Annotated in this window: 10 protein-coding genes; all 10 read left to right on the top strand. The window is 39.9% G+C overall.

The genetic code is table 11. From position 1 onward, the window contains the following. The first annotated feature begins 67 nt into the window (after positions 1-67). The 10 genes from KYH19_RS04465 to KYH19_RS04510 all read left to right on the top strand — a co-directional run bounded on the left by KYH19_RS04465 (position 68) and on the right by KYH19_RS04510 (position 17,270). Positions 68-3,577: a SusC/RagA family TonB-linked outer membrane protein gene (locus tag KYH19_RS04465; RefSeq protein WP_219077722.1), complete on the top strand. Its 3,510-nt coding sequence runs from the start codon at positions 68-70 to the stop codon at positions 3,575-3,577. A gap of 137 nt (positions 3,578-3,714) precedes the next feature. Next, positions 3,715-5,130 carry a RagB/SusD family nutrient uptake outer membrane protein gene (locus tag KYH19_RS04470; protein ID WP_219077723.1) on the top strand — a complete coding sequence of 472 codons (1,416 nt, stop codon included), beginning with the start codon at positions 3,715-3,717 and terminating at the stop codon, positions 5,128-5,130. Positions 5,131-5,144: 14 nt separating this feature from the next. Further along, positions 5,145-6,317, top strand: a complete 1,173-nt coding sequence (locus KYH19_RS04475) for a TlpA disulfide reductase family protein (protein ID WP_219077724.1) — start codon at positions 5,145-5,147, stop codon at positions 6,315-6,317. A 1-nt stretch (position 6,318) separates the two neighbouring features. Further along, a complete protein-coding gene (locus KYH19_RS04480; RefSeq protein ID WP_219077725.1) occupies positions 6,319-7,437 on the top strand; it encodes a TlpA disulfide reductase family protein in 1,119 nt (372 codons plus the stop codon). Between the two features lie 330 nt (positions 7,438-7,767). Then, positions 7,768-8,832 (top strand): S9 family peptidase, encoded by a 1,065-nt coding sequence (locus KYH19_RS04485; protein ID WP_219077726.1) that lies wholly within the window; start codon positions 7,768-7,770, stop codon positions 8,830-8,832. A gap of 308 nt (positions 8,833-9,140) precedes the next feature. Beyond that, positions 9,141-9,677 carry an RNA polymerase sigma-70 factor gene (locus KYH19_RS04490; RefSeq protein ID WP_219077727.1) on the top strand — a complete coding sequence of 179 codons (537 nt, stop codon included), beginning with the start codon at positions 9,141-9,143 and terminating at the stop codon, positions 9,675-9,677. Between the two features lie 726 nt (positions 9,678-10,403). Next, positions 10,404-11,363: a FecR domain-containing protein gene (locus KYH19_RS04495; RefSeq protein WP_219077728.1), complete on the top strand. Its 960-nt coding sequence runs from the start codon at positions 10,404-10,406 to the stop codon at positions 11,361-11,363. Positions 11,364-11,462: 99 nt separating this feature from the next. Beyond that, positions 11,463-14,054: a TonB-dependent receptor gene (locus KYH19_RS04500; RefSeq protein WP_219077729.1), complete on the top strand. Its 2,592-nt coding sequence runs from the start codon at positions 11,463-11,465 to the stop codon at positions 14,052-14,054. A 50-nt stretch (positions 14,055-14,104) separates the two neighbouring features. Further along, on the top strand, positions 14,105-15,244 hold the full coding sequence (locus tag KYH19_RS04505; RefSeq protein WP_219077730.1) for a PepSY domain-containing protein: 1,140 nt from the start codon (positions 14,105-14,107) through the stop codon (positions 15,242-15,244). Positions 15,245-16,400: 1,156 nt separating this feature from the next. Next, positions 16,401-17,270, top strand: coding sequence for an esterase family protein (locus tag KYH19_RS04510; protein ID WP_219077731.1), 870 nt, complete (start codon positions 16,401-16,403; stop codon positions 17,268-17,270). The last annotated feature ends 302 nt before the right edge of the window (positions 17,271-17,572 follow it).

Below are 17,572 nucleotides of genomic sequence, written 5' to 3' on the forward strand. Positions count from 1 at the left end.
CCAAATGTACCAAATTTGCACTAAACCAGTGCGCTTTTTCAGCGCGCAAAATAACCTATGGAGAGTTATGAAGCTAACCACTTTACTCATGCTTGCTTTTTTTATGCAGGTAAGTGCGGGCACCTACGCACAGAAAATTACTTTGTCAGCCAGAAATGCTGAATTGTTTACCATTTTTGATCAGATCAGCGACCAGAGCGGTTACGATTTTGTGATTACGAATTCTATATTAAAGAATTCCAAAAAAGTGACGATAGATGTTAAAAATGCAGAATTAAGTGATGTTCTGGATCAGATATTTAAAAACCAGTCGCTGGAGTTCACCATCGCTAACAAATCTGTACTGGTTAGAAAAAAAGAGCCTGCATTCCTGGAGAAAATCATCAAAAGATTTCAATCAATCGATGTTACCGGAAAAGTGCTGGATGAAAATAATCTGCCGCTTCCTGGCGCTACTGTAGGCGTAAAGGGACTGAAAAAACAGGTAGTGACCAATAAGGATGGCGAGTTTACATTGAAGGATGTTGATGAAGATGCTGTGCTGATGATTACATTTTTAGGCTATCAGACAAGAGAAATCAAGGCTTCGGAAAATCTTGGCAATATTATCCTGACCATTCAAACAGGTCAGCTGGATGAAGTGACCGTTTCCACAGGATACCAAACCCTGTCTAAAGAACGTGTAACAGGATCATTTTCTACGTTATCCTCCAAACAACTGGATCAACAGCGTTTGAGCAGTATGCAGTCGCTGCTGGAAGGCAGGATACCCGGTTACAATAACGGTCTGATCAGGGGAACCACTTCAATGAACGGATTGGTACAGCCTTTATACGTGATCGATGGTTTTCCTGTAGAAAACCTGAGCTTAAATGCGAACAGCACAACTGTAGCTGAAGGCATACCGGGACTGAACCTGGAAGATATTGAAAGCATTACGGTATTAAAAGATGCTGCTGCTGCCTCTATTTATGGGGCACGTGCCTCTAATGGTGTCATTGTTATTGTTACCAAGAAAGCAAAAAAAGGCAAGCCACAAATCTCTGCTTCCAGTACATTTACGCTTTCTCCTTACAGACAATACACGGATAATCTTACCAATTCAGCAGATATTGTTGAACTGGAGAAGGAATGGGCTGCCAATAATCCGAATTTACGCGGTGCAAATGCAGGCGCCTACGCGGCCAACTTATTACAGAATGTGGCCTACCCAAGCCAGGGTATCAATGCCATTCTGAGAAATGCTGCAGGCACACTTTCACAGGCAGATCTCAATACAAAATTAGGCCAGCTGGCAGCCGGTGGATACCAGTATTATGATGATGTTGAAAAGTATAGCAAGCGGAATCCTTTTTATCAGCAATACAACCTGAGTGTTGGGAGCGCGACCGAAAAAAATGCGCTATACTCTTCTGTAACCTACCGTAACAATAAAACGCAGGACAAATTCGCAGGTGATGAATCCCTTGGCGTCAATATCAACAATACCACTCAGATCAATAAGTGGCTGAGCATGGAATTAAGTACATTCCTGTCTTACACTGAGGGAGAAACCCAGCCCTACAATACATTATCACCGGGATATAACTTTTTACCTTACGACCGTTTGGTGAATGCCGATGGAAGCAACTTTACTTCCGCTGCCGCATCCCGTTTATCTGCCAATACCATGGCGCTGATCAACAACAACCGTTTATACAGTATGGACATTACCCCATTGGATGAGCAGGCGATGAACCTTGGTAAAACAAGGAACTTCACCAACAGGTCATTTATCAGACTTGGGGCAAAAATTACTGACTGGTTGTCCTATAAATCAAGCTTTCAATACGAATATTCAACCAAAAGGCTGGATCAGTTGTATGACAAAAACTCTTATTATGTACGTAACAAGGTAAACAGTCTGGCCTCCGTTAATCCAGTGGCCGGCGGAACCGCAATTTTTAATCTCCCTTACGGAAATATCAATTACAAAGAAAATCAATTCAGTAATTTCTATGTTTTCAGGCAGCAGTTAAATGTTGATAAAACTTTTGGAGAGAAACACAGCATAAATGCAATTTTAGGCTCTGAGATTAGAAACAGAAAAATAGACTATGAAAATCAGACCCTCTATAACTACAATCCAAACACGCTAACCTATAGCCTGGTGAACCAGACATCGTTAGGCAATACCCCTGCGTCTGTTCTCGGTAGCGGAAGTTTTACAGCAGCGGATGGACGTATACTGAGAGCTAATACAGAGCGTTTTGTTTCTCTTTACAGCAATATAAACTACGCCTATGATGACAAATACCTGTTAACGGGTAGTATTCGCTGGGACAGGTCGAACCTTTGGGGTACGAGCTCCAAATATCAGAATACACCAATCTGGTCAGTGGGTGCAGGCTGGAATATCAACAAGGAATCTTTCTTTAATGCAGACTGGGTAGACAGGTTGAAACTGCGTGTTTCACATGGTATCGCCGGTAACGTTTACACCAATAGTGCACCGTTTACCACTTTCAATTTCAATCCAAATTACAATGTAGGCGGTTTGCAGGCTGTCATAGGCAGCAGGCCAAACCCATTGTTGTCATGGGAAAAAACCACGACCACCAATGCCGGTCTGGATTTCGCAATTTTTAAAAACCGTCTTTCAGGATCGGTTGACTACTACCATAAAAATGGCAAGGATTTGTTGGCCAACACGCAGGGTGTGCCAACTGAAGGGTTTGGTTATTCAACCTATGTGATCAATAACGGAGAGATGCTGAACCAGGGAGTTGAACTGGCCTTGTCTGGTGATATCATCCGTGGCAAAGACCTGACCTGGAATTTGGGACTGCAATATGCCTTTAATAAAAACAAAGTTACCTATGTTAACATAGAGGCACCTTTTTATGTCCTTCAGCTTGATTATCCGCAATCATTCCCACGTATCGGAAATCCATACAATTCCATTTACAGCTATCAATGGGCTGGTTTGAGTAATACAGGATTGCCACAGGTTTACAATGAAAAAGGAGAGAAGGTACTGGCTTCACCAGCTACGCTGCAATCTATTGTGTACAGCGGATCGACCGTTCCAAAATACAGCGGATCATTAAACAGTACGCTTTCCTATCAAAACTTCAGCCTGTCTTTCCTATTAACTTTCGAGGGCGGTCATAAAATGAGAGATACATTTTTACCAGCGCTGGGGGCCAGCTATAACAGTGCCCTGAACGGATATGTAACCCAGATTTCATCCGTAAATAAAGATATCGTAAACAGGTGGAGAAATCCCGGAGACGAGCTGAAGACTAATATTCCTAAAGTTGTTTTTGCTGAAGATCCTACTTATAACAGCCAGAGTGCCGATATCTACAAGTATGCAGACATCAACGTACTGGATGCTACTAATATGCGACTGAGAAATATTTCCCTGGCCTATAACGTACCACAGCAGGTGGCTAAAAAAGCAGGATTGAGCAATATCCGTTTCCAGTTTAACGTGGAGAACGCCTTTACATTGGCCAAATCCAAAACTGCAAAATACCTGCTCAACGGATACCTTACTCCTAATTATGTATGGGGTGCTTATCTTAATTTCTAGGAAACTATTTTATACTGCATTTAGCAGCAAACAATATTTAAAGACATAAGTGATGAAACCGTCATGATTTTAAAAATCACAAAGTGGAATAAGTAAATCATGACAGCTTCATCACCATTAAAAACAAATTTATAAGGATGAAAAATATATTTTCAAACACCATAAAATTAGCCGTTCTTGCTTCAGTATTGAGCTTTAGCAGCTGCAAAAAATTTATTGATATCCTTCCTGTAGGAAATGGCCAGATCCCTACTACGCTGTCAGACTATGAAGCCCTGATCCGCGACGAGTATGGTAACCACCGTTCAGATATCACCCAGGCAGTGCTCTTGCTCAATGATAAATTTGAAACCAGCAGCAACCTGAATTACTATCCGCTATACAAAGCCAACTATAACTGGAACGAATCGGCCGACAGGATTGCATTTAACAATTCAGATGAAGGTGCTTACTATAACAATTACAAAGGGATCAATACCAGCAACCTGATTATTGAAAAGGCAGCGGGAACAACAGAGGGGACGGAGGCACAAAAAGCGGAACTGATTGGACAGGCGAAAGTGCTGAGGGCAATGGATTATGATATTCTGGCCAATTATTATGCAGACACTTATGAAGAAGCAAACGCAGCCACCAAATTATCTGTGCCGCTGATTCTCAGTGCTGATATTGGTGCGGCGTATACCCAGGTATCGATCAAAGAACTCTATGATTTTATGCTGAAGGATATTAATGAGGCCATTCCTGCTTTGGGCGCCACCAGCGCAACCGTGCTGCATCCCAATCTTGGATCAGCGAATGCGCTGAAAGCAAGGATACTTCTGCAAATGGGCAGATATGCTGATGCACTGGCTGCTGCAAATGAAGCCCTGAAGTACAACGATAAACTGTTTGACTGGACAACATTTTACAATACCTATAAAACGCAGATAGAGGCTGTTAATATCTATAACAATGCGCCTTCGCCAATGGGCTTTAATTACGTGGAAAATTATTATTTCCGTCATGGTGCATCGAGTAATGCCGGACGGGAGTCGTCGATCCGCGTTGATCGCGCAACCCGTTTTGAACAGGGTGATGCAAGATTTGCCTCCCGCTGGAAACTCAGGACAGTAGGGGCAGATACCTATTATACCAGCATTACTACAGGTTATTTCAACCAGGGCGGTTTAACGACCACCGAAGTATACCTGATCAAAGCAGAATGCCAGGCACGTCTTAACGATGTTCCCGGTGCCATGTCTACATTGAACGCTGTGCGGGTGAAAAGAATCTTTGCTGCAAAATATGTACCGCTGAGCGCATCTAACACCATAGAGGCGGTAAAACTTATTCAGCGAACCAAAGGAAATGAGCTTATTTTAGGGATTACGCCTTTTGCTGATGCACGCCGCCTGAACAAGGATCCGAATTACGCCGTTACGCTGAGCAAAACAGAAGCCGGACAGGCCTTAACACTTGCTCCTAATTCCCACCTCTGGACGATGCCATTTCCACAGGGTGCTTCTAAAAATCCGGGTAATGGTACCATTAAACAGAATGTAGACAAGTAGCTTAAAACACACATATGAAACTGAAAATTAAGATTTCACTGCTGCTGATACTTTTTACCGTATGCGCTGGACAGGCAAAAGCAGTATCCTTACCAGTTACCATCAATGGTACGGTAAAAGGGCTGCCTGATGGCACGCGTATCGATCTTGTTCCGGGTGCTACACATGCAAATGAGCAGCCTGTGGCAACAGCTGTGGTCAGTAACGGTAATTTTCTGCTGAAAGGAGCAATTGCTACAGAACCAAGACTGTATTATCTGCGGACTGCAGGCATTGGCGGACAAACCTCATTGGTGCTGCAACCCGGGAAGATTGTTGTTACAGCCATGGCTAAACTGACGGGCAGTGCAGAAAACAAATACTATGAGTTTACTGATCTTGTAGTAAAAGGCAGCGAAGCAAATAATCAGTACGTGAAAAAAATAGCGCCCAAGAATGAGCTCAACGCGCTTTATATTGCTAACCAGGAGGCAAATAAAGAAGTGGTGACCAGGCGAAACCAGGCATATGCGGCAAAAGATACCACATTGCTCAAATCGATCATAGAGAGCCCGGCCTGGAAAAAAGCAATGGCTGATGAATCTCAGTTCTTTAAGCAGGCGCAGAGAAATCTGCGCAAAATTGTGACCGACAATAAAGATTCTTTCTGGGGGCCGCTACTTGCACTTGACATCTACAGTTATTTCACCCCGGAAGACAAAATTATGTATGCGGAGCTTTCGCCTGCAGCGCAGAAAAGTTACTATGGTAAAATCCTGGGCGATTTGATTAATCCCGTAGGTTTTAAAGGTCAGCAGGCACCTTTGCTGAATGCGAAAAATGAGGCCGGGCAGGCTGCGGAAATAGGAGTGTTAAAAAAAGGACATCAATACGTGCTGGTCGATTTTTGGGCCTCCTGGTGTGTGCCATGCCGTAAATCTATTCCCGCTCTGAAAAAAGTGTATGCAGATTATAGGGATAAAGGCCTGCAAATCGTTAGTATTTCGATTGATAAAAAAGAGGGCGACTGGTTAAAGGCACAGCAGGAAGAAAAATTGCCATGGCCAAGTTTCCTGGATCATGGTGCAACGGCCAACGCCTGGAAAGTACAGGCTATCCCTGCCATGTTTTTGTTAGATGAGCAGGGAAAAGTAGTATTGGAAAACATGAGCCTTGAAGAAGTAATTACCAAGTTAAAAGCGATATAGGATGAACATTTTATTTAAAAGAATATTAACGATAGTACCCGTGGCACTGGGATGTTATGGCGGTCCGCTATTGGCCCAGAATGGAAAATATGTGTTGACCGGTAATCTCCCTACCGTTAAAGACAAGATTTATCTTGGTCATGAAGTTGGGGATAAATATGCAGTTATAGATTCGGCGAAAGTTGTTAATGGTAGCTTTATGTTTAAAGGAATGGTTAAACAACCAGGATTTTATAAATTGGAAAGTAAGGGCCTGAAAAACCCGATACTTTTTATATTGGAGAATGCTGCTATCCGTGTGACCAAACCTGATAGTTTGTCTCAGGCGGTTGTTAGTGGATCTGCTGCGCAGGATGTATACATGGGCTTTTACAACGGTCCCTGGAAAGCAATCACTGCTAAAGCAGGAGATATTTACGGCCGGCTTGATCAGGCTGAGAAAGCGGGTAAAAAAGATACCGCTACCCGTGCAGGTTTCGACCGGGAATTCAGATCACTGGATACACTGAACATTGCAGCGGTAAAGGAGTATATCCTCAAAAATCCCGCTTCGGCCGGATCTGCAGCAGTTATTTATGACCGTTTTATCAGTTATCCTAATTTTCCGGTTGCCGAAGCGTTTTTCGGGCTGCTTACTAAAAATGCGCAGCAATCAGAAATTGGCGAACAAATTAACACCGCATTAAAAACTAATGCGAAAACCGCTAAAGGGAAGGTTGCCCCGGCCATTGCTATGCCTGATAAGGATGGGAAAATCGTAAAACTTTCTGATTTTAAAGGTAAATATGTACTTGTTGATTTCTGGGCAAGCTGGTGCGGTCCCTGCCGGAGAGAAAACCCCAATGTAGTTGCGGCTTACAAAAAATACCATGATAAAGGCTTTGAAATTTTAGGTGTATCCCTGGATTCAAAAAAGGATGCCTGGTTAAAAGCCATCGCAACTGATGGCCTCACCTGGACGCATGTGTCTGATCTGCAGGCCTGGTCAAACTCCGCCGTTAAAGCTTATGGGGTAAAATCTGTGCCGGCAAGTTTCCTGCTTGATCCGGAAGGTAAGGTAGTAGGTAAAGACTTAAGAGGAGAGGAACTGAACAAAACCCTGGCAGACATCTTCAAATAGCATTTAAACACAATAATTTATAAATAGCTGCAGCCCATGGGTTTGCAGCTATTTTTGTTTTAAGAAGATTATAGGCCTGTGCAAACTTCACCGCGTCATAGTTATTTCTGAGTTCCAGGTTATTGCGCAGATTTTTCTGTGGGTATCGGCTGTAGCTGTGGAAATAAAGAGCCATATGGCATGAGATGCTCTTTTATATTCCATTTAATAACTATTCGCACTTAATAATCAAATTGTTATCTGTTTAAAAGGGGCGAATCTAAGTCCTTGTTTCTTCATCTGGTGTAACCTAATTGATTTATAAGTTGTCTAAATTATCAAAACTTAAATATGAAAAGCATTCTAGCTATATTTCTTCTGATTATCAGTCTTTCCTGCTTTGGACAGAAAAACAAAAATACCCTGATGAGTTTATTAGGCACAATGCCTAATCCACCAAAATTGTTTGTTGATACATTAGAGAAAATAAATATTGAAAATGGCTGGAGATATAAAATTCGTTATTTATCGGAAGATAGCAGTACGGTTTTTCATACACCCAAAGACTACATTACAGCTTATCTATTTATTCCAAATCATAGTTTTGGTACCAAATTACCGGCTATGATTGCTATACATCAAGACGGTAGTCGTAATTATCTTGGCAAAGCTGAACCGGCTGGCCTTGCAGGTGACGACGACCAACATTACGGTATAGAACTGTATAAACAAGGGTACGTGGTTATATGCCCTGATAGGTTTTATCACGGTAACCGAAGAAGAATTAGTAAGCCGGATACCTTGACTAATTTGTGGTATGAAGAGTCGCTGCAAGCAACAGAACATTGGGCTGGACAGCTTATGTCTGTAGGAAGATCTACAATCGGAAAGGAAGTATATGATTTAGAAAGAGCAATGGATGTGTTGTATGCCATGCCTGTGGTTGATAAAAATAAGGTTGGAGCTATCGGCCATTCTGCAGGTGGCAATGCTTTGGCATACTTCATGTTTGCCGATACTCGCGTCAAAATAGGTGTTTCATCCTGTGGCGTATTTGAGATGGTTGACTGGTTTGATGAGAAGGCGCCAAGCAAACGGTATGCGTATACGGCAATTCCCGGATTTCTAAATACAGCACGAACCTCTGATTTTGTGGGCCTGATTGCACCAAGACCTTTTTTAATGACCCGAGGACTTTGGGAATGGGCCAAAGATACTGAGCAGAATAAAGCAAACAGTACAGGCCACGTAAAATCTACCGAGAAACTCTATAATGAAGCATTATCTTATTACAAAAAACTTAAATCTGCTGATAATTTAAAAGTGATATATTTTGACGAAGATGGTGGACGCCACGCTTTTCCACCCAAGGTTAAAAAGCAAGTTTATACGTGGATTGCTTCTTATTTAAAGTAATTTGTCATAGTTATCATTATCCCTTTATCGTAAATATCATGTAGTTAGGATATATACGGCATGAGAAGTTCTTTTATATTCTCGTTAGTAACTAGTAGTTCCCGCCCTGCTCAAATTGCTTGCTGTTAAGGATTGCACCATTGCTATCGATTCCATGAGCTGTCAGAAGCGTATTGCGCAAGCCATCATTTGAGAAAGAGGAAGATTATATTTTTAAAAGCGATTTCCCTCATTTATCACTAAACTATTTAGACTTATTAAAAATAATGGCTTATATTTGCCATTCTATATAAGCAACAAACGCATTTGTGAAAATTTTTAAGGGTAATAAAGATGATAAATTACTGAATCAAATTGATGATTCAAGTTTTCGCACCTTGTTTGAAGAGTTCTGGAAGCCCTTACTTGCTTTTTGTCAATACCATATCAATGATGATGAAGTTGCTATGGATATTGTTCAGGATATTTTTTGTTCTCTTTGGAGGCGTAAAGATTCGCTTCATATTGAAACCCGGATGGAATACTATTTATATCGGGCAGCACGGATTAAAATCAGTGACTACTACCGTGAAAAATTTAAAAGGGAAAGCCAGAACCAGTGTCTGTTAGAAAATTTCTGCGAAAGTATTAACAATACAGAAGAAACTATTCTTTTTAAGGATCTGGATCATTTTGTCGACGGACTTGTGAACAGGTTACCATGTAGGTGCAAACAGGTGTACACGCTAAGTCGTAATAGTGGTTTAACTATACCCGAAATTGCAGAACAGCTTGAGCTTTCAGAAAAAACGGTAGAAGCACATTTAACCAAAGCATTGCGTTTTCTTAAAACTTATTTACATTAAGAGCGGTTTAAATTTTTATAACAAAAATAAATGGCCTTTTGCTGTCACATTGAGGAGTAATTATTTATAAAAATCAAGATAAATGACGGTAGAATTTAATGGAAATATCTCCTAGAGGGATCGTCATTGCGAGAAGGCTTTTTCAGCCGACGAAGCAATCTTTATAGCAAGGATTACTAGCATGATAGATTGCTTCGTCGTTACTCCTTATAATGACGTTTATGTAAATAATTTATATTTAGTGTTATTTTTTTTGACCATATAAGAAATTTAAGGGCCATATAAGCTTACATGTTCTTATATGGTGTGAAAGCCTGAAGGATTATTTAATGAATTAGATGTTCTAAGGTGTCTAAGGTGGTTAATTAAACTGTGTAATTTTTAATTTTTACGACCACCTTATACATCTTAGCTCAATGAGTTTTGCAGGATGCGAAATCTTAAACCTAATACGTTAAAAAGCGAATATAGGACGTTATTCCTATTTTTTTCAGGCCATAGATCTGATGGTTACTCGCAATGACGACCTTTTTTTGGAGTCTGTCATTGATAGCGTAATCGAATTTACTTTATTAATGCGTTGAAATGGTCTTCGATTACGCTCAGTGACATACGAAATAAATTTTTATTTAATTTTGAACAGGTGCTAACCCATAGCAAAAAAAATATTTTTTTTTGACTAAGGGTAAATCTCCCGATCTCCGACTTGTATTCTAAAAGCAGTTCATGTCGGTAGATCATCATTTGTTAGAAAAATATTGGGCGGGTTTATGCACCCCTGTGGAAAGGAAGATCGTAGAACAATGGATGTTGGATGGAAGTCCCGAAAAGTCTTATGAACTTCGTTCTTCCGAAGCAGAATCAAAGCTAAAGGAGCAATTGTGGCAACGTATTTCAGGAGCGCATCCGGAAGTAAAAGCCTATGATGAACCGGCCAGGATTATTCGGATGCCGGTATGGTATAAAAGAATATCGATAGCTGCAATATTCATTTTACTGGCGGGCTTGGGCTTATATCTATCAAACAAACAATCGCCCGCAGGCGCTTCATTAACCTATAAGGTGGTAATGCTTCCATACGGAAAAAAAGCCAAAATCACTTTAGCTGATGGAACCCTGGTGTACCTTAATGCAGGAAGCAGTTTGAAATATCCCGAACATTTTTCAAAAACGGAACGGAGGGTATTTCTGAAAGGAGAAGCCTTTTTTGAAGTGACTAAAAATCCAAACAAACCATTCTACGTTCAAACTAAATATACCACAACTCGCGTACTGGGCACCCACTTCAATCTTCAGAGCTGGGAAGGCCCTTTTGATCAATTGGCTGTGGAAGAGGGCAGGGTACAGTTAACAGCTGCCGGATGTATCGATACGCTGATCTTATATCCCAATATGCAAGGCGCATTTAATGGTCATTCACTAAAACAAACCACGATTAATAGTGCGCATATCGTTGCCTGGACTAAAGGTGTCATGATTTTTAATGATCGTAAATTAAGCGAGGTAGCGGCTGAGCTGGAACGCTGGTATGGCGTTAAAGTTCATCTCAATGATCCTGCTTTGCTTAATTACAGGGTAAAGGCCCGATTTGATAATCCCTCACTAACTGATGTACTTCAGGATATCAGTTTTGCACTTAATATAAAATACAAAATGAAAGATAAGGAGGTCACATTGTCCAGATAAGTAAATTTTAACATAAATACCCGGTGTACGCGTCGCTAAAGTTGTTCACCGGGTATGAGCAATGCACTATAATCAATCACATTACTTCAAATCAAAAATATGAACTTTTTGCTATTTAGCACAAGATTGTTTTCACGTATGGGGAAAACAATCGTTTTAATTTTACTCACCATTTTCATTACCAATTCAGCTATGGCACAAACCACAGCTTTGAAAAAAAGAATCAGTATTCAGCTTAACAATGTCTCTATCGCCCAGGCTTTGGCAGAAATAGAAACCAAGGCAGGTTGCAGTTTTATTTATAGCCCGGATTTGTTGAATGCAAATAGAAAAGTCAATTTGTCTTATCAAAATGCCACTTTAGAATATATTCTCCATGGAATTTTTGGAGAAGAGATCAGGAGAATAGAGGTAAAAGGAAACCAGATTAACCTTCAGCCTTCAAATGGTAAAGGAACGATTAAAGGACGGGTGATCACAAGCGACGGCCTGGCTGCGGCATACGTTAACATAGATCTGGGCGGTAGCAAAATTCAGGCAGATGAAAATGGTCTTTTTAGTTTTACCAATGTAGAAGTGGGAAGTTATACCATCACAGCCAGATATGTAGGGCTAAAAGGGCAGGAGCAGCGCGTTCAGGTTACTGCAAATGCTACGGTGGAAGTTTTATTCACTTTATATGAGGATATGAGGGCACTGCAGGAAGTAGTTGTTAATGGTGAGCGCGTTAATAAATTTGCAAACAAAACGACAGAATATGTTTCCCGTTTACCTTTAACGAATCTGGAAAATCCACAGGTGTATAGTGTAATAACCAAGCAGCTGATGCAGGAACAGGTTGCGGTAACCGTGGCAGATGCCATACGTAATGCCGGGGGCGCGGTTTCTATAACAAACCCTTCTGGTGGCGTAAGTGCATATTTCAGAGGATTTGGAACGGGAATTAATGCACGTAATGGTATGGAATCTACTTCAGACCGTTCTGCTGTAGATTTAGCGAACATCGAACGCATTGAGGTGATGAAAGGCCCTTCAGGTACTTTATTTGGTGCGTCGGTTTCTTCCTTTGGCGGGGTAGTGAATGTGGTGACAAAAAAACCGATAGAAGCAAAACGTACGGAGTTAAACTATACTACCGGGAGTTTTGGCTTAAACCGCCTTACTTTAGATATTAATACACCGCTTGATCAGGAAAAAAAGGTACTGTTCCGGGTAAATTCTGCCCTGAATCGGGAAAGGAGTTTTCTTGATTATGGTTTCAATAATACTTTTTTACTGGCACCAAGTATTACCTACCATGTAAATGAACGGTTATCATTAAATGTAGATGCAGAATTGTTGCAGGTACATAACACGCAGCCTATGAACTACGTATTTAGATCTGCAGCGATTAAACAACCAAGCGATTTATTACTGGACTACCGGAAAACATTGTTTCATGATAATGTTGATGTTGAAAATTATGCAACACGTTTATTTGCTGAAGGGGTGTATAAGCTGTCGGATAACTTTAAGTCAACTACACTTTTTTCTTTTGTTTCTGAAAATGTAGACCACAGTTATCAGCGTTTGGTCATCTGGTCGTCTCCCAGCAATGTAACCCGGGCTTCGTATGTGTATGGTCCGGTTTATAATGGATACACAAATATTCAACAGAATTTTAATGGCAAGTTTAAAACAGGTAGTTTTACCCATAACCTTTTAGTTGGTGCAAATTACCGTCATTATACCTCAAGTTTTCTATTTGCAGATATACAGCCCATTGATCAGATTGATGTAACCAAATCTTTCAAGCCAATTGTTAGCCAGCAAATTGATAAACTGGTAAGCTTTGAACCTTTTCCTTCCCCAACGCAGCAAACGGCCAGTGTTTATGCTTCAGATATGATTAATGTGTTGCCTCGCCTTTCGGCCATGTTATCACTACGTTTGGATCGTTATAAAAGACAGGCTGTTGAAGGTGATGAAGATGGCTATAATCAAACTTCTTATGCACCTAAATTTGGTCTGGTTTATGAATTGCTACCTAAATCGGTTTCACTTTTTGCCAATTACATGAGTGGTTTCCAGAATGTTGCTCCGGTATCACAGCCGAATGGCAGCAGGCAGGTTTTAGATCCCTTATTTGCTACCCAGGCAGAAGGTGGTATCAAAACAGAGCTTTTTGAAAAGAAACTCAGCTTTACCGCCAGTTATTACCGGATCAATATTGACAATGCCACCCGTTTGAATGAGGAGTTATTTACTATACAAGATGGTAAACAATTGAGTAAGGGCTTAGATTTGGAACTAATTACGCAACCCGTTGCCGGTCTGAATATTTTGGCAGGTTATGCTTATAACGATAATCGTATAGTAAAAGCAGCTTTGGATGCTAATATTGATGGAAATAAAGCTGCAAATGCCCCTGAAAATGTAGCGAATTTCTGGGCTTCATATGCTTTTCAGAATCAATTTAAGGGATTGGGATTTGGTGCAGGAATGAATTATGTAGATAAAATGTACAAAGCATCGGATAACAAATTTTTTATTCCGTCATATACCCTGGTTAATGCTGTGGTATTTTACAATAGGCAGGCCTGGGGTATACAGGTTAAAGCCAACAACATTTTTAATAAAAAATATTGGGACAGTTGGGCAAATGCGCAGGCACCGGCGAATTTAGCGGCTAACCTTTCCTTCCGATTTTAAATGCGTGAATAGGCAACTAAGGTTTAATCCCTTAGTTGCCTGATTAGTATATGGACTTAAGAAAAAGATTAATTGCCATCCATTTATGGATTGGGCTACTATCAGGGTTTGTTGTGATGATATTGGGACTAACGGGCTGCATCCTCGTTTTTGTCGATGAAATCAAACCCTTAGTTTATGCAGACCGAATGCATGTCTCCTCAGCATCCGGCGAACCATTATCCATGAATGTAATGGTGCAAAAGGCACAGGAAATATGGGGTAAAGATAAGCCGGTATCGGCTTTAGAGATCGATAATGATCCCATACAAACGTGGCATTTCAGGGCTTACAGGGAAAATGATACCAACGCTGGAAATTGGTATTGGCATGAGAAAAAGTTCTATGAATCGTTGTTTATGAACCCTTATACCGGTGAATTGGTTTTTCATGAACAGTCTGAATTTGAATTTTTCAGGGTTATCCTGTATTTACACTGGAGTTTATTATTAAAAACAGAACTGGGCCAGCCTGTTGTTGGTGTAATCACCCTGCTGTATGTTATTTCCCTGCTCACCGGTCTTTATTTGTGGTGGCCAAAAAATAAAAAGGCCCGGCGGGTTCGGTTTTGGTTTAAGTGGAAAAAGAATACTGGTTTAAAACGCAGGAACTATGATCTCCACAATATCCTTGGTTTCTACGTAATGAGCCTGGGGTTGGTCATTGCCCTAACCGGAATGATGTGGGCATTTCCGATGCTGGATAGGGGTGTGCAGAATGTACTCAATCTGAGTGAAAGTCTTAAGAAGACAAAAGTAGCCATGGTGCATTCTTTGCCTGAACCTAAAAGTACGGGTTTGGATTTTATTTTTAAGGAGATCAAAAAGAAATATCCCACAGCAAAAGCCTACCATTTTTATTTTCCGGCTAAGCGGATGTCAACAGTAACGGTGCTTGCAAGCTATGATCAAACTTTTAAAACGGTTACGAACCGTTACGATGTGCTTTCCGGACAATTGTTAGAAACCAGCAGATTTGAAGACGGACGTATTGGAGAGAAATTCAGTGCGATGAATTATGATATCCATACCGGAAATATTCTGGGTTTACCTGGTAAAATACTTGCTTTCCTGGGCTCAATGATTTCTGCATCTTTACCCTTAACAGGTTTTTTAATCTGGTACAATAGAAAGAAAGGCAAAAGCATTTAGCTAAGATAATGGAAAAATAGCACTTCTTTTGTTAGGGAAACAAATTCTGAAGGGGTTGTGACCTTCTAATTTTAAGCGGTAGCAGCTCCTAATCACACGCCAGAGCGGCTAAAGTACAGGTATTGGAAAGTTAGCCCTCACCATCCGTAAGGGCTTAAATTTAAATTATCAATTTCATTTTACCTCACTCAACACTTCCTTTCCCATCAGCAACATAACTGTAAATAACCAGATATTCTATTCCTTTCTTTTGGAAATGCCAGATCGGGATATCGCCTAACTGGTCTTAGCATCTCGCTAAGACCATATGTAACTTATATAACAAATCTTCTACAGAAACATTCACATCAATATGATGTAAGAGGTAGCCTTTACCGCACAAATGGCAGGTAATACATTAGTGTTGGCTGATTCAGCTGCAACCTGAGCAGGGAGCTGTGTGTTTTGGTTTTTACAATTGTTGTTTCGCATAACATTGTTCAAAAGATCCTGGGTGCTGCGAAACAACAATAAACTCTTTTCAGAGAAAATTTAGATACGGTGCCAAACCGCTCACCCAGGAATATTGTTAAAATTGATTTGCTTACTTAATTGCTTCTATGTCTAAGTTGAAAATTCTGTTTATTATTATTTCGAATAGGTAATTTAGAAGCAATATCTCAAATCACAAAGAAAATCTTAATTATTAAGAGCCTGTTTAAATTTTTATAACAAATATTAATGGCCTTTTGCTGTCACAAGAGCGTAGTCGATTGCTTTATTAATGTGTTGAAATAGTCTTCGACTACGCTCAGACTGACATACGAATAAATTTTATTTAATTTTAAACAGGTTCTAACTCAATTGGAAACTTTAGTTAATCGGATAATTGATATGTATTAAGCCCTCTTTATGATCCAGATCATAAAGAGGGCTTAATACATCTATTATATTTGTCAAATGACTGAATTCCTAATGATAGTCGATAACTGATAAATCTGCAATTTAAATGCAAGTATAATCCTGCATATAAAAAGCGTTATCGATATAAAAAGCAATCAAGTTGGTAGGCTAAGCGCTGGACAACAATGATTTATGTTGTTTAATCAGGTTTTACAGAGATTTATTATATTATTGAATTATAAATAAAACATTGGTGGCATTCTAAAAAATAAATATGAAAAAAATTACATTTTTACTAGGTATGTTTTTCATCGCTTTGATGTCTTTTGCACAAGAGAAAGGAAGCTTTGATGATTCTAAAGTAATAAAAAGTAAAATCCTGAATATGGATCGTAAATATTCGATTTACCTGCCACCTGGCTATGAATCTTCTAACCGTAGTTATCCAATACTCTACTTATTACATCCCGCTGGTCCTGCCAACACCATACCAAATCACAAATCGTGGGTTTCATATGGCGCGTTAGACCAGTATTTAAATGCGGCTATTGCAAAGGGGGAAATCGTTCCGATGATTGTGGTTACGCCTGATGCTAATTTCGAAAACAAACGCATCAGCTATTTTAATGATCCGGGAAATGACTTTAATTTTGAGGACTTCTTTTTTCAGGAATTTATGCCACAAATAGAGAAGATCTACAGGGTAAAAACTGACAAGAATAACAGGGCTATTGCCGGTGCATCGCTGGGAGGAGCGGCAACGTTGCAATATGCTATCCGACACAAGAGTTTGTTTACGACAGTATGCGCATTGAGTGCAGCTGTAAGAGACTATGAAACGGATTACATGACTAAAAGATATCCGGGTATTCCTGAAAATAAACTAGTAGAGTGGTATAAGCCTTATAATGTTAAAAGTTATATAGATAATTTACCTTCGAAAGAAGAACTTGGACAAAAGTGGTATATCGCATGTGGCGATGACGACAAGCTATCGGTAAATAATTGTAATCTGCACATCAGCCTGGCGAATAAAGGTATTTCTCATGAGTTCAGGATACAAAACGGTGCCCACGACTGGAAGTACTGGATATCGGTAACACCTGATTTTTTGAACTTTGTTTCGGAAGGATTTAAAAAATAGATCATGAAAACACCATGCAGTATTCGAACCATAAACTTCAGTTTTATTGTATATCTAGCTTAAAAATAGTTTTTATTGGACAAATCGTAAGCGCTAAACAATCTCGCTGAGAAAAGATTTTTACCTATTAATCAGGTCGCTATTTTAATCCATGGAAATCGCTTTTAAATTTTGAGCCATTTGCGTCCATGATTAAATTTCAACTGATGCCGGTATTTACTTTTATGGATTCCATCGAACAACATTTAAATAGATTCATTTTTTTAAATTGGTATAAAAATTAACACTATGATAATCTGTTA

Origin of the sequence: Pedobacter sp. D749, from assembly GCF_019317285.1 — a bacterium.
Taxonomy (GTDB): Bacteria; Bacteroidota; Bacteroidia; order Sphingobacteriales; family Sphingobacteriaceae; genus Pedobacter.